Raw genomic sequence first — 18883 nt, 5'->3', positions numbered from 1 at the left:
CACCCCCGACGTTCACGTCACCCCTGAATCCCAAGGAGCAATCACATGGCCTTCAACAAGTTCACCGCCGCCGACACCGCCCTCCTGCTGATCGACCACCAGGTCGGCACCATGGGCTGGGTCAAGTCCATCTCGTTCGACGAGATGAAGCGCAACGCCGTGATGCTGGCCGAAACCGCCCGCATCCTGAAGATCCCCACCGTGCTGACGTCCAGCATGGAGGAATACACCCAGGGCCCGCTGCTGAGCGAGCTGCAGAAGTCGCTGCCCCAGGCCTTCGAGCAACGCATCAAGCGCATGGGCATCGTCAACGCCATGGACGACGCCAACTTCGCCGCCGCGGTGACCGCCACGGGCCGCAGGAAGGTGGTCGTGGCCGGCGTGACCAACGACGTCTGCACGGTCTACCCGGTGCTGACCCTGATCGACCAGGGCTACGACGTGCAGGTGGTGGCCGACGCCGGCGGTTCGCCCACCAAGCTGGCCGATGAGGTGTCGCTGCGTCGCATGGAGCGCCACGGCGCCACGATCACCACCACCAACCAGCTGATCGCCGAACTGGCCGGCACCTGGGCCACGCCCGAAGGCGGCGAGCTGGTGCAGCTGATCATCGGCGCGCTGCAGGCCTGATCGGCGCGATGGCGGTGGCAGCGACTCGTGTCAGCCGCGCAGCGCAGCGTCGAGCACTTCCACCCAGTGCCGCACCGGCGTCGCGCAGCCGGCCTGCAGGTGCGTGATGCAACCGATGTTGGCCGACACGATGGTGTCGGGCGACAGCGCCGCCAGGTTGGCCTGCTTGCGCTCGCGCAGCTGCTTCGAGAGCGCCGGCTGCAGCACCGAGTAGGTGCCGGCCGAGCCGCAGCACAGGTGGCTGTCGGCCGGCAGCGCCACGGTGAAGCCCAGCTCGCGCAGGCCCGCCTCCAGACCGCCCTTGAGCTTCTGCGCATGCTGCAGCGTGCACGGCGGATGCAGCGCCAGCCGCCCGGCCTGCGCGGCCGCCGCCAGCTTCGGCTTGAGCACCGGCACCAGCGCGGGCAGCAGCTCGCTGAGGTCGCGCGTCATCGCGCTGACCTTCGCCGCCTTGGCCGCGTAGGCCGCGTCGCCGGCCAGATGGTGGCCGTATTCCTTGACGGTGGCGCCGCAGCCCGAGGCGTTCATGACGATCGCCTCGACCTCGCCGCGCTCGATCAGCGGCCACCAGGCGTCGATGTTGCGGCGCATGTCGGCCAGGCCGCCGTCGCGGTCGTTCAGGTGTGCGCGGATCGCGCCGCAGCAGCCCGCGCCCGCCGGCACCACCACCTCGATGCCCGCGGCGTCGAGCACCCGCGCGGTCGCCGGGTTGATCTCGGGCGACATCGCCGGCTGCACGCAGCCGGCCAGCATCAGCATGCGCCGCGCATGGCGCTTCTGGGGCCAGCCGCGCGCATCGGCCTCGCGGCGCTCGGGCACCTTGGCCTGGAGCGTCTCGGGCAGCAGCGGGCGCATCACCTGGCCAAGCTGCAGTGCCGGCGCGAACAGCGGCGAGGTCAGGCCTTCCTTCAACGCCCAGCGCACCAGGCGCTCGGTGGCCGGGCGCTCGACGCGCGCATCCACCAGCCGGCGGCCGATCTCGGCCAGCTCGCCATACTGCACGCCCGACGGGCAGGTGCTCTCGCAGTTGCGGCAGGTCAGGCAGCGGTCGAGGTGGGTCTGCAGCTCGCGGGTGGGCGCCTCGCCTTCGAGCAGGTTCTTGATCTGGTAGATCCGCCCGCGCGGGCCGTCGAGCTCGTCGCCCAGCAGCTGGTAGGTCGGGCAGGTGGCGGTGCAGAAGCCGCAGTGCACGCATTTCTGCAGCAGGGCCTTCGCGGCCTCGCCGTCGGCGGTGCCGGCGTGTTCAGGAGACAGTTCGGTGTGCATGACAGGCTCGGGATCAATCGCGGGTGAACAGGCCGTGCGGGTCGAAGGTCTGGCGCAGGCGGCGCTCGATCTGCGCCTGCACCGCCGGCAGCGGCGCGGCGCGGGTCTGGCCCGGCGCGCCGCCGGCCTGCAGCTCGGCATGGCCGCCGGCCTCACGGGCAGCGGCGTGCACCGCCTCGGCCGGCTCGTCGCTGAGCCACCAGCGCTGGCCGCCGTGCCACTCGATCAGGCCGCTGCCGCGCAGCTTCAGCGTCGGCGCATGCGGCGCCACCGCCAGACGCCACAGCCGCTGCCCCGCCGGCAGGCCCTGGGCCGCGAACTGCCACAGCGCATGGCGGCGGTCGCGCAGCGCGGTCCAGAAGGTCTGCGCCTCGGCCGTCGGCACCGGCTCGCCGCCGAGCTCGCGCCGCGCCGCGTCCACCGCCGCCTGCGCGCCGGCCAGGCGCAGCATCAGCACGCCCTCGTGCCAGGCGCTGGCCTGCAGCGGCAGCGGTCGGCGCGACCAGCCGGTCAGCGCCGCCAGTGCCTCGGCCTGGCCCATCGCGAAGCGCAGCGTCAGGCCCGCCACCGGCTCGGGCAGCACCTTCAGCGAGACCTCGCACAGCACGCCCAGCCGGCCCCAGGAGCCGGCCATCAGCCGCGAGACGTCGTAGCCGGCGACGTTCTTCATCACCTGGCCGCCGAAGCTCAGCAGCTCGCCGCGACCGTCGAGCATCGTCACGCCCAGCACATGGTCGCGCACCGAGCCGGCGGCCATGCGCGCCGGGCCCGACAGGCCGGCGGCGACCATGCCGCCCACCGTGCCGCGCCCGCGCGCGCGCGGCGTCTGCAGCCGCGGCGGCTCGAAGGCCAGATGCTGGCCCTCGGCGGCCAGCGCAGCCTCCAGCACCTCGATCGGCGTGCCGGCGCGCACCGTCACCACCAGCTCGCTGGGCTCGTGGGCGCTGATGCCCGACAAGGGCGTCAGGTCGAGCGGCTCGGCGCCGTCGGCCGGGCGCGCGTCATCGGGCACCAGGCCCGCCTTCGAGCCGTGGCCGCAGATCGCCAGCGGCGTGCGGGCACGGCCGGCGGCCAGGATGCGCTCGCGCAGCCGCGCCAGCGCGGGATCGTCGTGCGTGACGGCGGAGGAAGTTGCGGCGCTCATCAGAAACGCTCCAGTTCGGGAAACGGCAGCAGGCCGCGACGCACATGCAGACGGCCGTACTCGGCGCAGCGATGCAGCGTCGGGATGACCTTGCCGGGGTTGAGCAGACCGGCCGGATCGAAGGCGGTCTTCAGCGCCAGCATCGCCTCGCGCTCGGCGGGCGAGAACTGCACGCACATCGAGTTGAGCTTCTCCACGCCCACGCCGTGCTCGCCGGTGACGGTGCCGCCCATGGCGACGCTGGTCTCCAGGATGTCGGCGCCGAAGAGCTCGCAGCGGCGCAGCTGGTCCGGGTCCTGCGCATCGAACAGGATCAGCGGGTGCAGGTTGCCGTCGCCGGCGTGGAAGACGTTGCAGCAGCGCAGCTGGTACTTGCGCTCCATCTCGGCGATGGCGCGCAGGATGTCGGCCAGGCGCTTGCGCGGGATGGTCGAGTCCATGCACATGTAGTCGGGGCTGATGCGCCCCGAGGCCGGGAAGGCGTTCTTGCGGCCCGACCAGAAGCGCAGGCGCTGCGCCTCGTCGCGGCTGACCTCGATGCGGCTGGCGCCGCAGCGCGTCAGCACCGCGCTCATGCGGCCGATCTCCTCCTCGACCTCCTCGGGCGTGCCGTCGCTCTCGCACAGCAGGATGGCGGCGGCGTCCAGGTCGTAGCCGGCGTGCACATAGTCCTCGACCGCGGCGGTCATCGGCTTGTCCATCATTTCCAGCCCGGCCGGGATGATGCCGGCGGCGATCACCGCCGCCACCGCGTCGCCGGCGGCCTCCACCGTGGGGAAGCTCGCCATGATGCAGCGCGCGAGCTGGGGCTTCGGGACCAGCTTGACCGTCACCTCGGTGATGACCGCCAGCATGCCCTCGCTGCCGACGACCACGCTCAGCAGGTCCAGCCCCGGCATGTCGGGCGCCTCGCCGCCGAACTCGACCCGCTCGCCCTCGGCGGTGAAGCCGCGCACCTTGAGCACGTTGTGCAGCGTCAGGCCGTATTTCAGGCAATGCACGCCGCCGGAGTTCTCGGCGACGTTGCCGCCGATGGTGCAGGCGATCTGGCTGGACGGATCGGGCGCGTAGTAAAGCCCGTAGGGGGCGGCGGCCTCGCTGATGGCGAGGTTGCGCACGCCGCACTGCACGACCGCCAGACCGGCCTGGGCATCGAGCCGCAGGATGCGGCTGAACTTCGCCAGCGACAGCGTGACGCCGTCGCGGTGCGGCATCGCCCCGCCCGACAGGCCGGTGCCGGCGCCGCGCGCCACCACCGGCACGCCCATCGCGTGGCAGGCCTTGAGCACCGCGGCGACCTGGTCTTCGGTCTCGGGCAGGGCGACCAGCAGCGGGCGCTCGCGGTAGGCGGTCAGGCCGTCGCACTCGTAAGGGGTCAGCTCGCCGCGGCGCGACAGCAGCGCGTGCGCCGGCAGCACCTCGCGCAGGCGCGCCAGCACCTGGGCGGCGTCAGTGGAATTGGTGGGATCGCTCATGTCTCCTCCCGAACGGGAGGCCGATCTTCAAGGCTGCCTCCGGGGCGCGGATTGAGAGTTGTTGGGGCCGACGATGAAGCTTTTTCAAGCCATCCCCCGCCACGGTTCGCCGCCGTGCCATGATTTCGGCCCCAACGAACCCGATCCGCGCATGACGACGCCTGCCCCCGATGCCCTGACCGTGGCCCTGCAGCCGCTGATGATTCCCGCTTTCACGCTGTGGGAGGCGCCCTTCACCTGGCTGGAAATGGTGGCCTTCGTGCTGTCGCTGGCGATGGTGGCGGCCAACATGCGGGTGATGCCGGTGGCCTGGCCGCTGGCCATCGTGTCCTCGCTGCTGTATTTCGGGCTGTTCTGGAGCTACCAGCTCTACGGCGACGGCTCGCTGCAGATCTTCTTCGCGGTGGTCTCGCTGTGGGGCTGGTGGCAGTGGCTGCGCGGCACCGACCAGGGCGCACCGCTGCAGGTGCGCCATCTGCCGCGCCGCGCCTGGCTGCCGGTCTTCGGCGCCGGACTGCTGCTGTGGCCGGCCATCGGCTGGTTCCTCGACACCCGCACGCCCACCGACGTGCCGTACTGGGATGCCTTCCCGACCGCCTTCAGCCTGATCGGCCAGTGGCTGCTGGCGCGCAAGTATGTGGAGAACTGGCCGACCTGGATCGGCGTCAACCTGGTGGCGACCGCGCTGTTCGCCTACAAGGGCCTGTACCTGACCGTCATCCTGTACGCGATCTTCGTCGTGCTGTCGGTGCTGGGCTGGAAGGCTTGGCGCGCGCAGGTCCGCCAGCCGTGAACCCGGGCCTGCGCGCGGCGCGGCCGGCGGCGCTGATCGCCATCGTCGGCGCCGAGAGCTGCGGCAAGTCGACGCTGGCACGCGCGCTGACCGCGCGGCTGCGCGCCGACGGGCTGGAAGCCGTCTGCATCGACGAATACCTGCGCGAGTTCTGCGAGCAGCACGGCCGCACGCCCCGCCCCGACGAGCAGGCCGCGATCGCCGCCGAGCAGAGCCGGCGCATCGCGGCGGCGCGGCAGTCGCGGCTGCTGCCGGTCGACGTGGTGGTGGCCGACACCACCGCGCTGATGACCGCGGTCTACAGCGAGCTGATCTTCGATGACCGCTCGCTGCACGAGGCTGCACTGGCCGCGCACCGCCAGGCCGACCTGACGCTGCTGATGGCCACCGACCTGCCCTGGGTCGCCGACGGGCTGCAGCGCGACGGCCCGCAGGTGCGCGCGCCGGTGGACCGGCTGCTGCGCGGGCTGCTGCTGGGCGCGGGGCTGGGCTTCTCGGTGATCGCCGGCCAGGGCGAGGCGCGGCTGCAGGCGGCGCTGTCGGCCTGGGAAGCCTGGCAGCGCGGGCGCAGCCCGAAGCCGAAGATCCGGTGGAATCATGTCTGCGGCCGCTGCGGCGACCCCGCATGCGAGCGGCACGGTCTCGGACAATCAGCCCGGATGTAACAGGGTGTGGCAGCATCGATCGGGTGAAGTCGACCGCCCTGCCCTCCACCTCGAACGCCGCCCGCCCTGCCCTGGGCGGCCTGCCGGAGCACCTGCCCTCGCTCGACGGCCTGCGCGGCCTGGCGATCGTGCTGGTGCTGCTGCACAACCTCGACGTGCTGGCGCCGGCCGCCGACCGGCCGCTGGCGGTGGCGCTGCTGAAGGAGACGCTCTATGTCGGCTGGATCGGCGTGCAGCTCTTCTTCGTGCTCAGCGGCTACCTGATCACCCGCGGTCTGCTGGCCAGCCGCGGCCAGCCCGGCTGGATGCGCGACTTCCTGGTCAAGCGCGGCCTGCGCATCCTGCCGCTGTACTGGATCGCGCTGCTGCTGCTGACCGTCGTGCTGCCGCTGCTGGGCGTGACGCTGCCGCACCCCTCGCACTTCAGCACCGCCTGGCTGTGGCTGCATCTGTCGAACTGGACCACGCCCTTCGAGCCCGGCGGCGGGCCGCTGCCGCATGTCTGGTCGCTGTCGGTGGAGGAGCAGTTCTATCTGCTGTGGCCGCTGCTGCTGTGGCGCATGGGCCTGCGCGATGTCTGGCTGCTGTGCCTGGTGCTGATCGCCGCCAGCCCGCTGGCACGGCTGCTGATGCTCAACCTGGGCCTGCCGCAGGAGGCGGTCTACACCTTCACCGTCAGCCGCATCGACGCGCTGGCCGCCGGCGCCGCGCTGGCGGTCTGGGACGCCGGCCGCGCGCTGCACGGCGCGACCCGCTGGCGCAGCGCGCATCTGCTGCGGCTGGCGATCGTGCTGCTGCTGCTGACCGCGGCCTTCAGCGGCGGCTTCCGGCGCCTGGGCGACGCGGCGCAGATCGGCGGCTACACGCTGCTGACGCTGAGCTGCACCGCGATCATCGCCTGGGCCATCCTGGTGGACCGCGCCCACGCCCGCGGCGCGCTGCAGGGCGGCGCCAGCCGGCTGCTGCGCGGCCGGGTGCTGGCCAGCTTCGGCCGCTACAGCTACGCGATCTACCTCTTCCACAAGCCGGTGCATGACCTGATCGGCCTGCCGCTGCTGCGCCAGCTCACCGGCAGCGACAGCAGCGCCGATCCGGCGGTGGCGCTGCTCTACCTGCTGGCCAGCGGCACGCTGTGCTGGGCGATCGGCTGGCTGTCGTGGCGACTGATCGAGCGCCCGGCGCTGGCGCTGCGCCGGCACTGGCTGTCACGCCCGGCGCCGGCGCAGATCGCGCAGGCCCCCGCCCCCGCAGCGCCGCCGCTCGACCGCGCCACCTCGGCGGTGGCGCGCGGCCGGGCGGATGCGGCACGCCGGCGCGACTTCAGGGCGCCGGCACGTCCGTGGGGGATCCTGACTCGAGCCAGGCCAGCTCGGTCTCGCTGAAGCCGGCGTCCAGCCGCGCCTGACGATTGAAGGGCGGGCGCAGCCGCGGCGGCACGTACTGGCGCACCAGCTCGCGGTAGTGGCTCACCGGCTCGAGCCCCTCGCGCTCGCAGGCCCATCGGTACCAGTGATTGCCGATGGCGACATGGCCGATCTCCTCGCGCAGGATCACGTCGAGGATCTCGACCGCACGCAGGTCGCCCGCACGGCGCAGCTTGGCCTGGATGAGCGGCGTGGCGTCGAGTCCGCGGGCCTCCAGCGTGCGCGGCACCAGCGCCATGCGGGCGACGAAGTCCTCGCGGGTCTTCCAGGTCATCGTCCACAGCCCGTCATGCGCCGGAAAGTCGCCGTAGGCATGGCCGAGCGTGGCCAGATGCCCGGCCAGCAGCAGGTAATGCTTGGCCTCTTCCGCCGCGACCCGCATCCAGTCGATGTAGAACGCCTCCGGCAGGCCCGAAAAGCGAAAAACGGCATCGGCGGCCAGATTTTGCGCGTTGAACTCGATGTGCGCGATGGCGTGCAGCAGCGCCGCGCGCCCCTGCGGCGTGAAGGGCGAGCGCTGCGGCACCTCCACCGCCGGCACCAGTGGCGGCCGCTCAGGCCGGCCGGGCAGGTCGCCGGGGTCGGCGATCACCGCCTCGGTGTCGATGCGCAGGCCCGGATCGCGTGCCTCCAGGCGCGCCCACAGCGACTGCAGCGCGTATGCTTTGCGCACCGGATCGGTCACGCACAAGGCCTCCAGGGCCATCTGTCTCAGGTCCATCCGTAGAATTCTGCCCCCTCCCGCCGCACCGTTCCGTTTCAAGGAGAGACGATGGCCCTCTATCAGCTCGGCGAGCACATTCCGCAGATCCACGAGACGGCGCACATCGCCGACAGCGCCGACGTCATCGGCCAGGTCGAGATGGCCGAGCACAGCAGCGTCTGGTATGGCGTCGTGGTGCGTGCCGACACCGACCGCATCCGCATCGGCCGCGGCAGCAACATCCAGGACAACACGGTGCTGCACACCGACGCCGGCATCGAGCTGGTCATCGGCGAGAACGTCACCGTCGGCCACCAGTGCATGCTGCACGGCTGCAGCATCGGCGACGGCTCGCTGATCGGCATCGGCGCGATCGTGCTCAACCGCGCGCGCATCGGCCGGCACTGCGTCGTCGGCGCGGGCGCCCTGGTCACCGAAGGCAAGGAGTTTCCCGACTACGCGATGATCCTGGGCAGCCCGGCCAAGGTGGTGAAGACGCTCAGCCCCGAGGAGGCCGAGCGCTTCCAGCACGGCGCGGCGCACTACGTCGAGAACGCGCAGCGCCACCGCACGCAGCTGCGCCGCATCGACCGCTGACCTTGACTTGCGCCCCGGTGCCCGCACCTGCCTCCCCTTTCTTTCCGAACAAGGACCTGTCCATGACCATCCACGGCGGCGAGCTGCACAAGTTCATCTTCGAAGGCCTGCCGGTGCGCGGCGTGCTGGTGCGCCTGACCGGCGCCTGGACCGAGATGCTGGCGCGGCGCCAGGGCGCCGGCGGCTACCCCGCGCCGGTGCAGCAGCTGCTGGGCGAGATGAGCGCCGCGGCCACGCTGATGCAGGCCAACATCAAGTTCAACGGCGCGCTGGTGCTGCAGATCCAGGGCGACGGCCCGGTCAAGCTGGCGGTGGCCGAGGCCCAGCCCGACCTGACGGTGCGCGCCACCGCCAAGGTCGTGGGCGACGTGCCGGTCGAGGCGAGCCTGAAGTCCATGCTCGACGCCCACCGCCAGGGCCGCTGCGTCATCACGCTCGACCCCAAGGACCGCCAGCCCGGCCAGCAGCCCTACCAGGGCGTCGTGCCGCTGCACGGCGAGCACGGCGAGCCGATGCAGCAGCTCTCCGAAGTGCTCGAGCACTACATGCTGCAGTCCGAGCAGCTCGAGACCCGCCTGATCCTGGCCGCCGACGACCAGGTCGCCGCCGGGCTGCTGATCCAGCGCCTGCCGCTGGAGGGCGCCGGCAACCTCGAGGTGCGCTCCGAGGACGAGGAGGCCCGGCTGCACGAGGGCTACAACCGCATCGCCCACCTGGCCGCGACGCTCAAGCGCGAGGAGCTGCTCTCGCTCGACACCCCGACCATCCTGCGCCGGCTGTTCTGGGAAGAAGACCTGCGCCTGTTCGAGCCGCAGACGCCGCGCTTCGGCTGCACCTGTTCGCGCGAGCGGGTCGCGCGCATGCTCGTCGGCCTGGGCCGCGAGGAGGTGGAATCGGTCATCGCCGAGCGCGGCGAGATCGAGGTCGGCTGCGACTTCTGCGGGGCCAAGTACGCCTTCGACAGCATCGACGCCAGCGCGCTGTTCGTGCCGGCCGCCGATCATCCGAGCAGCAGCGGCACGGTGCAGTGAGGCCGCGCCCGGAGCGTCGTGCGCGCGGAGATCCGCCCCGCGGGACGCCAGGCCGCCCGCACCGGACGGTTTTCCGTGCGATCCGGGCGATCGGGAAACACCGCAGGCCGCATCCGGCCCCGGCATGGAATCTGCGTTGAGTCAGGACTCCAGCTCCGGGCAGTGGCCACCCGTGCGGACGGCCCCTAAACTGCAAGGTACTCCTGTATTCCCAGAAGGACTTCCATGACGATCTCCCTGACCACCCGACGTTTCCTGAAGACCGGCGCCGCCCTGGCCGTCGCGCTGACCCTGGCCGCCTGCGGCAAGAAGGAAGAAGCCGCGCCGGCGGCGGCCGCCTCGGCCGCGGATGCGCCGCCCGCACGGGTCTATGTGGTCGGCACCGATGCCGCCTACGCGCCGTTCGAGTCGCAGAACGAGAAGGGCGAGATCGTCGGCTTCGACATCGACGTGGTCTCGGCGGTGGCGCAGAAGGCCGGCATCCAGGTCAAGTTCGTCAACACGCCCTGGGAGGGCATGTTCAACACCGTCGCCCAGGGCGACCGCGACCTGCTGGTGTCGGCGATCACCATCACCGATGAGCGCAAGCAGACGATGGACTTCTCGGCGCCCTACTTCGACGCGCAGCAGCTGATCGCGGTGAAGGAAGATTCCAAGGTCGCCAAGTTCGAGGACCTGAAGACGCTGAAGGTCGGCGTGCAGACCGGTACCACCGGCGACGAGGTGGTGACCAAGCTGATCGGCAAGGAAAGCACCGCGATCAAGCGCTTCGAGTCGACCCCGCTGGCGCTGAAGGAGCTGGAGTCGGGCGGCGTCGACGCGGTCGTGGCCGACAACGGCGTGGTCATCCACTATGTGGCCAACAACGCCGGCTCGAAGTTCAAGACCGTCAGCGACACCTCCTTCACGCCCGAGCAGTACGGCATCGTCGTCAAGAAGGGCAATGCCGAGCTGCTGGAGAAGATCAACAAGGGCCTGGCCGACATCAAGGCCGACGGCACCTACGACAAGATCTACGCCAGCTGGTTCGGCGCCGCGCCGGCCGCCGCTTCCGCATCGAAGTGATCCTGCCGCCCCGGTGACGGGGCCCAGACCTGCCACCAGGTCTCGAACTCGGCCGGTGGCATCGCGTGCGCGAACAGCCAGCCCTGGCCCTGGGCACAGCCTTCCTGCTCGAGCAGCTCGCGCTGGCCCTCGGTCTCGACGCCCTCGGCGACCACCGTCAGGCCCAGGCCGCGCGCCAGCGCGATGATGGTGGTGGCGATGCTCAGGTCACGGCGGTCGCTCTCGATCGCCGCGACGAAGCTGCGGTCGATCTTCAGCGTGTCGACCGGCAGTCGCTTCAGGTAGGACAGGCTCGAGTAGCCGGTGCCGAAGTCGTCGATCGACAGCTTCACGCCGGCCTGGCGCAGCTCGGCCAGACGCTGCTCGGGCGCGCCGCCGGCGGTCATCAGCATCGACTCGGTGATCTCCAGCTCCAGCACGCCCGGCGGCAGGCCGTGGCGCTCGCGCAGCGCCTGCAGCCGCGCCGGCAGGCCGGCGTCGGCGAAATGGCGCGCGCCCAGATTGACCGCCACCGGCAGCCAGCCGCGGCCTTGCGCGTGCCAGCGCGCGACCTGCGCCGCGACGGTGTCGAGCATGCGCTCGCCGATCGCCACGATCAGGTCGGTCTGCTCGGCCACCGGGATGAACTGCGCCGGCGACACCCAGCCCAGCTCAGGATGCAGCCAGCGCACCAGCGCCTCGGCCCCGACCAGCTCGCGGCTGTGCAGGTCGAGCTTGGGCTGGTACCAGGCGTGCAGCTCGCCGGCCGGCACAGCCCGGCGCAGCGACGACAGCAGCAGCAGCCGCTCCAGCGAGGCCTGGTGCTGCAGCGGGTCGTAGCGGCGCAGCGTGTTGCGGCCCTCGCCCTTGGCGCCACGCAAGGCGCTCTCGGCGTGGCGCAGCAGCGTGTCGGCGCTGTCGCCGTCCTCCGGAAAATGCCCCAGACCGATCGAGACGGTGATGGTCACCGCATGGCCCTGCAGCTCGATCGGCTCGGCCAGCGCGGCCAGCCAGTCGCGCGCCTCGGCCTGCACCCGCTCCAGCCCGGCATCGACCCGCATCACCACGAACTCATCGCCGCCGAGCCGGCCGACGAAGCTCTGGCCGCCGGCCAGCACCCGCAGCCGCTCGGCCATCTCGACCAGTACCCGGTCGCCGGCGGCGTGGCCCAGCGAGTCGTTGATCGACTTGAAGCCATCGAGTCCGATGACCAGCAGCGTCACCCCGCCGGAGCGATCGCTGCCGCGCCGAGTCTCGATCGCCTCGTGCAGCCGGGTGGCGATCACCTGGCGGTTGGGCAGATCGGTCAGCGTGTCATGCAGCCGCAGGTGATGCGAGCGCTGCTCGGCCTCGTGCAGGCGCGACAGATCGGCGCCGACGCCGACATAGTGGGTGATGCGCCCGACCTCGTCGCGCAGCACGGTGATGGTCTGCAGCAGCGGATACAGCCGGCCGTCGCGCGCCCGGTTCCAGAACTCGCCCTGGAATCGGTCGTGCACCGCCAGCTGGCGCCACATCCGGGCCGCGAAGGCCGGCCCCTGGCGGCCGGAGCGCAGCAGGCGCGGATTGCGGCCGATCACCTCCTGGGCCGGATAGCCGGAAATCCGGCTGAAGGCGGCATTGACCGCGACGATGTCGCCTGCCGCGTCGGTCACCAGGATGGACTCGCCGACCGACTCGAAGATGCGCGCGGCCAGCCGCAGCGCCTCGTCCTGGTGATGCTGGCGGGTGATGTCGCGCGCCACGCCCAGCACGCCGATCAGCACCTCGTCCTGACCGCGCAGCGGCGTCTTCAGCACCTCGTAGCGGCGGCGCTCGCCGGTATCGCGAAAGGTCAGCCATTCCTCGTTGACATGCAGCCCGTCGCGCTCGAGCGCGCCGCGGTCGTTGCTGCGGAAGAAGGCGGCCTCCTCGGCGGAAAAGACATCCACATCGGTGCGACCGCGCAGCTCGGCCTCGCTGCAGCCGACGATGCGCTCGAAGGCGGCGTTGCAGCTGAGATAGCGCCCTTGCGGATCCTTCAGCCAGGCCAGATCCGGCAGGCCCCGGAAAAGAATCCGCGCAAGATCGGCCCCGGCGGCCCAGAGGCTGCCCCCGTCCTGCGCCGCGACGCCGCTGGCGCCACGCGCGTCTGCTCCGACTCCCTGAGCGTCCATGATGCCGACGACCTCGAGAAATTGATGCACTGCAGTAGACCTCAGGAAGCGGTCGCGCCCAAGAGAAATTGCTCCTTTTCGTGACATATTCTGCGATGGCACCCCTCTTGCTCGCTGAAGTCATGGCGGCGCCATGCACGGGCTGTGCCGAGACGGGCCCCTGCCGCTCAGGGTGGGTCCGGCTCAACATCGACCGGCGTGGCGCGTAGACTCGCGCACCTGCCACGGGCACGACCCGCCCGTCCCGAACCTTCCACCCTCTTTTCCTTCCTTCCCGATCATGGATCTTCGCTGGGACATCCTCGCCGGCTACGGCCCGCTGTTCGCCGCTGGCGTGGTGACCACCATCAAGCTGACCCTGGTGGCCATCCTGGCCGGACTGGTGCTGGGCGTGGCCTTCGGCCTGATCAGCAGTTCGGCCAGCGCACCGAAGCCCCGCTCGGGCACGACGGCCCTGCTGATGAAGCTGCTGCGCGGCCTGACCACCGCCTATGTCACCTTCTTCCGCGGCACGCCGCTGTTCGTGCAGATCCTGCTGGTGCATTTCGCGCTGATGCCGGCGCTGGTCCATCCCGAGACCGGCCTGCTGCTGTCGGGCGAGGTCGCGCGCACCTTCCGCCAGGAGCACGGCGCCTTCTTCTCCGGCTGCGTGGCGCTGAGCCTGAATGCTGGCGCCTACATCTCGGAAATCTTCCGCGCCGGCATCCAGAGCATTCACCTCGGCCAGACGCAGGCGGCCTACTCGCTGGGCTTCACGCACGCGCAGAGCATGCGCTTCGTGATCCTGCCGCAGGCCTTCCGGCGGATGGTGCCAGCGCTGGTCAACGAGGGCGTCACGCTGATCAAGGACTCCTCGCTGGTGTCGGCCATCGGCCTGGCCGAGCTGGCGCTGGCCGCACGCACCGTCGCCGGCGCCTACTCGCGCTACTGGGAGCCCTATCTGGCGATCTCGGCGATCTACCTGATCCTGACCCTGGTCCTGACGATGCTGGCGCGGCGGCTGGAGGCCCCGGCACACCTGCGCGGCCGCTGACACGCCGGACGTGGCGGCACCGCCTCAAGCCCTGTGTGGTGCATCACGCCCGGGACGGAGGCGGTGGCTGCACAAGCCTTGTGCCGCGTTGTTTCATCACAACGAAACACACCGTCTTCCGTCACGTCAAGCGCGTCAAATCAGCATATCCCCGAATCTTCGCTCCTAGAATGGATCGCAATCGGCGCCTTTCGAGCAAGCCGTGGACCCCGAATTCACTCCTCTCCTCTAGGACGAAACTCATGATCAAGCGCTCCATCGCTCTGGCCGTGCTGGCCACCCTGGCCTCCGGTGCGGCTCTCGCCCAAAGCTCCGTCACCCTGTACGGCCGCCTGAACGTGACCGCCGAGCGCCAGAAGGTCGGCAGCGCCGACGCCGTGGTCGAGCTGAACAACACCGCTTCGCGCATCGGCTTCAAGGGCGAAGAAGATCTGGGCGGCGGCCTGAAGGCCGGCTTCATCATCGAGCACGGCTTCGACCCGACGACCGGCGCTGCTGCCTCGACCTTCTGGGGCCGCCAGTCCGAGGTCTACCTGTCGAGCAAGCTGGGCATGCTGCGCCTGGGCAACTTCACCCAGGAATCGATCAATGCCACCGCCGACGTGGTGAGCATGCACAACCACGACACCGGCACCTCGGCCGACGCGCTGTACAGCTACTTCGGCAGCGACGTGAACAAGGTCGCCTACCGCACTCCGGAATTCGTCAAGGGCCTGTGGGCTGAAGCCTCGATCGCCGAAGCCACCGCCGGCACCGGCGGCAAGCGTCCGGTCGACCTGGCCGTGAACTACGACCTGGGCGCGCTGCAACTGGGCGCCGGCTACACCAAGGCCGACCAGGACAACCAGTTCGCCGTGCGCGCTTCCTACGGCATGGGCCCGTTCACGCTGGCCGCCTACGCCCAGCGCACCAAGAGCGATGACGTGTCGCGCAACGCCTTCCGCGTCGCCGGCATGTACACCCTGGGCGCCTCGGAGTTCCACGTCAACGTCGGCTACGCCGGCAAGATCGGCGACGTGGCCAACACCCAAGCCACCCAGGCCACGCTCGGCTACAACTACAACCTGAGCAAGCGCACCAAGGTCTACGGCTTCGTGACCAAGGTCGACAACAAGGCCAACGTCGGTTACGCCACCGGTGTCGAAGGCGCCGACTTCAGCTCGGTCGCCGTCGGCGTGCGCCACAACTTCTGATCGATCCTTCGGGATCGCGGACCGGCCCGGCCGGTCCGTCAGAAGACAAGCCATGCAGAAGGGCCGGTCTCGCGACCGGCCCTTCTTCATTCCAGCGTCAGCTTCTGCTTCTCCACGACCTGCCGGTAGACCTCGAACTCCGAGCGGATCTGCGCGGCGAACTGCTCGGGCGTGTTGGCCACGATCAGCGAGCCGGTGTCCTCGATGCGCTTCCTGACCGACGCATCCTCGAGCGTGCGCCGTGCCGCGGCCGAAACCTTGTCGACCACCTCGCGCGACAGCCCCTTCGGGCCGACGAAGCCGTAGAAGGCCATGCGGTTGACCGGCTCCAGCCCGACCTCCTTGAAGGTCGGCACGTTCGGCAGCACCGCCAGACGCTCGGGCGCGGCCACCACGATCGGGATCAGCCGCCCTTCGCGGATGAAGGGCAGCGCCGAGGGCAGGTTGTCGAAGATGATCGGCACCTGACCGGCGACCGTGTCATTGAGCGCCGGTCCCGCGCCGCGGTACGGAATGTGGGTGACAAAGACACCGGCCAGGTTCTTGTAGAGCTCCATCTGCAGATGCCCGATGCCGCCGGTGCCGGAGCTGGCGTAGCTATATCGGCCCGGGCTCTTCTTCAGCACCTCGAGGAACGTCCTGTAGTCGCGCGCCGGAAAGCTCGGATGCACCGCGATGACATTGGGCGTGGCCGCCAGATTGATGATCGGCGTGAAGTCGCTCAGCGGGTTGTAGGGCGTGCGCGGATTGATCGCCGGGTTCGAGGCCACCGTCGAGACGGTGGCCATGCCCAGCACATGGCCGTCGGCCGGTGCCTTGACCAGCTCGGCCGCACCGACGATGCCGCCGCCACCGGCCTTGTTCTCGACCACCACCGTCTGCCCGAGCGCCGCGCCCATGCGCTCGGACAGGATGCGGGCGATGATGTCGGTGGTGCCGCCCGGCGCGAACGGCACGACGACGCGCACCGGCTTGGACGGATAGCTCTGCGCCAGCACCGGCAGCGACAACGGAGCGACGGCCAGCGAGGCCAGGGCAGCAAGGACCGGACGACGATTCATTCAGCGGACTCCAGGAAAGCGGCAGCAAGGACAAGGATCGCGCGATCCTAAGGCCGCCGCCGCGGCTGTGGATCGCGCGTAGTGGAAAACCTCGAGCGTCGGGCTACGCTGCGGTCATGCTCGACACCGCCCTGCTGCTGCTCCCGGACTTCCTGCTGATCGTCGCCGGCTGGACGATCTGCCACCGCACCGCGCTGAACCGCCCGGTCTGGGACAGCGTCGAGCGGCTGGTCTACTGGCTGCTGTTCCCGGTGCTGCTGTTCGTGTCGATCGTGCGCAGCCCGCTGGCGCCGGCCGCCACCGCCGGCCTGGCGGCGGGCGGCGTGCTGACGGTGCTGGCCGGCATCGCGCTGGCGACCGCGCTGCGCGGGCTGCCGGGCATCGACCCGAAGCTGCAGGCCAGCGGCGCGCAGGTGGCCTTCCGCTTCAATTCCTATGTCGCGCTGGCCCTGGCCGAGCGTCTGGGCGGCGCGCAGGCGCTGGCCTGGGTGGCGCTGCTGATCGCGCTGTGCGTGCCGGTGTGCAATGTCGGCGCGGTCTGGAGCCTGGCGCGCCACGGCGGCCACCGCATCGGCGCCGAGCTGGTGCGCAATCCGCTGATCCTGGCCACCGTGGCCGGACTGGTCTGCAATCTGGCCGGCCTGCAGCTGCCGACGCCGGTGGCCACGACGCTCTCGCGCATCGGCGCGGCGGCGCTGCCGCTGGGGCTGATGGCGGTGGGCGCGGGCCTGCAGTTCGGCGGGCTGCGCAAGGCGCCCGGCCTGGCGGCGGCGCTGCTGTCGATCCGCCATGCGCTGCTGCCGGCCGTCGGGCTGGGGCTGGGCCTGCTGCTCGGGCTGCCGACCGGACAGGCGCAGGTGCTGCTGCTGTTCGCCGCGATGCCCACCGCGTCGAGCTGCTTCGTGCTGGCCGCGCGCATGGGCGGCGACGGGCCGTATGTCGCCGGGCTGGTCACCGCCTCGACGCTGCTGGGCATGATCGGCCTGCCGCTGGCGCTGGCGGCCTTCCAGGCGCTGCACGGCGGCTGAGCACCCCACGGCGCGCGCCCTTCACGCCCGCTGCGCCAGCGCCCAGTCGATGTGCTCGGCCAGCAGCGCGTCGGCGCCGTCGCGGGCGGCGCGCAGCGCCTCGGCCAGCGCCGGCTCGCCCGTCTCGCGCCAGGCATTGCCCAGCGCCACCGCCAGATTGCGCCGCCAGCGCGCATGCCCGATGCGCCGGATCGGGCTGCCCTCGGTGCGGCGCAGGAAGCTCGCCTCGTCCCAGGCCCAGAGCTGCAGCAGCGTCGCGCCGCCCATGCCGGGACGCACGTCGAAGTCGGCCAGCGTGCTGGTGCGCGCGTACTTGTTCCACGGGCAGACCAGCTGGCAGTCGTCGCAGCCGTAGATGCGGTTGCCCATCGCCGCGCGCAGCTCGACCGGAATCGGGCCGTCGTGCTCGATCGTCAGGTAGCTGATGCAGCGCCGCGCATCCAGCCGGTAGGGCGCGACGATGGCCGCGGTCGGGCAGGCGTCGATGCAGGCGCTGCAGCGCCCGCAGCGCGGCTCGGCCGGCGCGTCCACCGGCAGCGGCAGGTCGACGAAGAGCTCGCCCAGGAAGAACATCGAGCCGGCCGAGCGGTCCAGCAGCAGCGTGTGCTTGCCACGCCAGCCCAGGCCGGCGCGCCCCGCCAGCTCGACCTCGAGCACCGGCGCCGAGTCGCAGAAGACCCGGTGGCCAAAGGGGCCGATCTCGGCGGCGAGCCGGTCGGCCAGGCGCTGCAGCCGCGCGCGCACCACCTTGTGATAGTCCCGCCCGCGGGCATAGACCGAGATCACCGCCTCGCCGGGCTGCTGCGCACGGGCATGCTCGATCGTGCGCCAGTCGGTGCCCGTGTCCGGCGGCAGATAGGGCATGGCCACGCTGATCACCCGCACCGTGCCCGGCACCAGCTCGGCCGGCCGCGCGCGGCGCAGGCCGTGCGCGGCCATGTACTGCATCGAGCCGTGAAAGCCCGCCTCCAGCCAGGCCAGAAGACCCGGCTCGGCTGTAGCCAGATGTACATCGGCCACGCCGATCTGGGAAAATCCCAGCGCATGCGCCCACTCGCGCAGCTGCCGCACCAGCCGAGGCCCGTCCAGGGCCGGCTGCCCCTCATTCCGATCGTCATCCGTCATCCGGTGATTCTAGAAACCCGCCACCAGACCTGGGCCGACGAGGCCGACTGCGAGGCCGCCGCGCAGGCGCTGGCCCGCGCGCCGCAGGTCCGCCGCGCCTGCATCGCCCTGCATGGCACGCTCGGTGCCGGCAAGACCACCTTCGTGCGCCACCTGCTGCGCGCGCTGGGCGTGCAGGGGCGGATCAAGAGCCCCAGCTATGCGATCGTCGAGCCGCACGAATTGCCGGATTGGCCGGATCTGGGCGTCTGGCACTTCGATTTCTATCGCTTCGGCGACCCGCGGGAATGGGAAGATGCCGGCTTTCGCGACCTGTTCGCCAGCCCCGGGCTGAAGCTGGTCGAGTGGCCCGACAAGGCGGCCGGCCTGCTGCCCCAGCCCGATCTGGTGCTGACCCTGGACCTGCAGACCGACGGACGGCGCCAGGTGACCTGGCAGGCAGGCAGCCCCGAAGGCCGCCAGCTGCTGGACGCCCTGGGCCTGATGAACCCAGCCCGATGAACTGAAGAACCGGA

The 18883-nt window shown here is 70.9% G+C and carries 18 protein-coding genes; 11 read left to right on the top strand and 7 right to left on the bottom strand.

Annotated features, from left to right (window positions below; genetic code table 11):
* Positions 1 to 45 precede the first annotated feature (45 nt).
* On the top strand, positions 46 to 630 hold the full coding sequence (locus BW996_RS01295) for an isochorismatase family protein (RefSeq protein ID WP_037485410.1): 585 nt from the start codon (positions 46 to 48) through the stop codon (positions 628 to 630).
* A 30-nt stretch (positions 631 to 660) separates the two neighbouring features.
* On the opposite strand, the gene glcF is transcribed toward BW996_RS01295, so the two are convergent.
* The 3 genes from glcF to BW996_RS01280 are packed head-to-tail and all read right to left on the bottom strand — an operon-like array spanning position 661 to position 4515.
* The gene (gene glcF / locus BW996_RS01290; RefSeq protein WP_037485412.1) at positions 661 to 1896 is read right to left on the bottom strand and encodes a glycolate oxidase subunit GlcF; all 1236 of its coding nucleotides are present in this window, start codon (positions 1894 to 1896) and stop codon (positions 661 to 663) included.
* 13 nt (positions 1897 to 1909) lie between these two features.
* The gene (glcE, locus tag BW996_RS01285) at positions 1910 to 3040 is read right to left on the bottom strand and encodes a glycolate oxidase subunit GlcE (protein WP_076458469.1); all 1131 of its coding nucleotides are present in this window, start codon (positions 3038 to 3040) and stop codon (positions 1910 to 1912) included.
* Entirely contained in the window at positions 3040 to 4515 is a 1476-nt protein-coding gene (locus tag BW996_RS01280) for an FAD-linked oxidase C-terminal domain-containing protein (protein ID WP_037483456.1), read from the bottom strand. The genes glcE and BW996_RS01280 overlap by 1 nt, the downstream gene beginning before the upstream one ends.
* Positions 4516 to 4666: 151 nt before the next feature.
* Here BW996_RS01280 and pnuC point away from each other — a divergent pair, with 151 nt between their 5' ends.
* Genes pnuC through BW996_RS01265 form a run of 3 tightly spaced genes read left to right on the top strand, consistent with a single transcriptional unit; the run spans position 4667 to position 7355 of the window.
* Positions 4667 to 5308: a nicotinamide riboside transporter PnuC gene (gene pnuC / locus BW996_RS01275; protein WP_051632074.1), complete on the top strand. Its 642-nt coding sequence runs from the start codon at positions 4667 to 4669 to the stop codon at positions 5306 to 5308.
* On the top strand, positions 5305 to 5973 hold the full coding sequence (locus BW996_RS01270; protein WP_241462013.1) for an AAA family ATPase: 669 nt from the start codon (positions 5305 to 5307) through the stop codon (positions 5971 to 5973). Before pnuC ends, BW996_RS01270 begins: the two co-directional genes overlap by 4 nt.
* Positions 5974 to 5996: 23 nt before the next feature.
* On the top strand, positions 5997 to 7355 hold the full coding sequence (locus BW996_RS01265) for an acyltransferase family protein (protein ID WP_051632075.1): 1359 nt from the start codon (positions 5997 to 5999) through the stop codon (positions 7353 to 7355).
* Here the strand turns inward: BW996_RS01265 and BW996_RS01260 are convergent.
* The gene (locus tag BW996_RS01260) at positions 7294 to 8118 is read right to left on the bottom strand and encodes a ferritin-like domain-containing protein (protein WP_037483459.1); all 825 of its coding nucleotides are present in this window, start codon (positions 8116 to 8118) and stop codon (positions 7294 to 7296) included. The two genes, BW996_RS01265 and BW996_RS01260, sit on opposite strands and share 62 nt — an antisense overlap.
* Before the next feature lie 51 nt (positions 8119 to 8169).
* Between BW996_RS01260 and BW996_RS01255 the strand changes: the two genes are divergently transcribed.
* The 3 genes from BW996_RS01255 to BW996_RS01245 all read left to right on the top strand — a co-directional run bounded on the left by BW996_RS01255 (position 8170) and on the right by BW996_RS01245 (position 10793).
* The gene (locus tag BW996_RS01255) at positions 8170 to 8697 is read left to right on the top strand and encodes a gamma carbonic anhydrase family protein (protein ID WP_037483461.1); all 528 of its coding nucleotides are present in this window, start codon (positions 8170 to 8172) and stop codon (positions 8695 to 8697) included.
* A 62-nt stretch (positions 8698 to 8759) separates the two neighbouring features.
* Entirely contained in the window at positions 8760 to 9728 is a 969-nt protein-coding gene (gene hslO, locus BW996_RS01250) for an Hsp33 family molecular chaperone HslO (protein WP_037483463.1), read from the top strand.
* Between the two features lie 225 nt (positions 9729 to 9953).
* The gene (locus tag BW996_RS01245; protein ID WP_037483466.1) at positions 9954 to 10793 is read left to right on the top strand and encodes a basic amino acid ABC transporter substrate-binding protein; all 840 of its coding nucleotides are present in this window, start codon (positions 9954 to 9956) and stop codon (positions 10791 to 10793) included.
* Here BW996_RS01245 and BW996_RS01240 read toward each other — a convergent pair.
* Positions 10742 to 12928: a putative bifunctional diguanylate cyclase/phosphodiesterase gene (locus BW996_RS01240; protein WP_162177991.1), complete on the bottom strand. Its 2187-nt coding sequence runs from the start codon at positions 12926 to 12928 to the stop codon at positions 10742 to 10744. The genes BW996_RS01245 and BW996_RS01240 overlap by 52 nt on opposite strands.
* Positions 12929 to 13208: 280 nt before the next feature.
* Between BW996_RS01240 and BW996_RS01235 the strand changes: the two genes are divergently transcribed.
* Together BW996_RS01235 and BW996_RS01230 are read left to right on the top strand one after the other, a co-directional pair.
* Entirely contained in the window at positions 13209 to 13961 is a 753-nt protein-coding gene (locus BW996_RS01235) for an amino acid ABC transporter permease (RefSeq protein ID WP_037483492.1), read from the top strand.
* 242 nt (positions 13962 to 14203) lie between these two features.
* Positions 14204 to 15154, top strand: coding sequence for a porin (locus BW996_RS01230; protein ID WP_037483469.1), 951 nt, complete (start codon positions 14204 to 14206; stop codon positions 15152 to 15154).
* A gap of 86 nt (positions 15155 to 15240) precedes the next feature.
* Here BW996_RS01230 and BW996_RS01225 read toward each other — a convergent pair whose 3' ends face one another.
* Positions 15241 to 16215, bottom strand: coding sequence for a tripartite tricarboxylate transporter substrate binding protein BugE (locus BW996_RS01225; RefSeq protein WP_081838192.1), 975 nt, complete (start codon positions 16213 to 16215; stop codon positions 15241 to 15243).
* 116 nt (positions 16216 to 16331) lie between these two features.
* On the opposite strand from BW996_RS01225, the gene BW996_RS01220 reads away from it, so the two are divergent.
* Complete coding sequence (locus BW996_RS01220) at positions 16332 to 17243, top strand: AEC family transporter (RefSeq protein WP_037483471.1); 912 nt, start codon at positions 16332 to 16334, stop codon at positions 17241 to 17243.
* A gap of 21 nt (positions 17244 to 17264) precedes the next feature.
* On the opposite strand, the gene queG is transcribed toward BW996_RS01220, so the two are convergent.
* Complete coding sequence (gene queG, locus BW996_RS01215) at positions 17265 to 18368, bottom strand: tRNA epoxyqueuosine(34) reductase QueG (protein WP_169740579.1); 1104 nt, start codon at positions 18366 to 18368, stop codon at positions 17265 to 17267.
* A gap of 3 nt (positions 18369 to 18371) precedes the next feature.
* On the opposite strand from queG, the gene tsaE reads away from it, so the two are divergent.
* Positions 18372 to 18869, top strand: coding sequence for a tRNA (adenosine(37)-N6)-threonylcarbamoyltransferase complex ATPase subunit type 1 TsaE (gene tsaE / locus BW996_RS01210; RefSeq protein WP_245801897.1), 498 nt, complete (start codon positions 18372 to 18374; stop codon positions 18867 to 18869).
* Positions 18870 to 18883 lie beyond the last annotated feature (14 nt).

Source organism: Sphaerotilus natans (genome assembly GCF_900156335.1).
Lineage (GTDB): Bacteria > Pseudomonadota > Gammaproteobacteria > Burkholderiales > Burkholderiaceae_C > Sphaerotilus > Sphaerotilus natans.
This window is presented reverse-complemented; position numbering and strand designations above follow the sequence as displayed.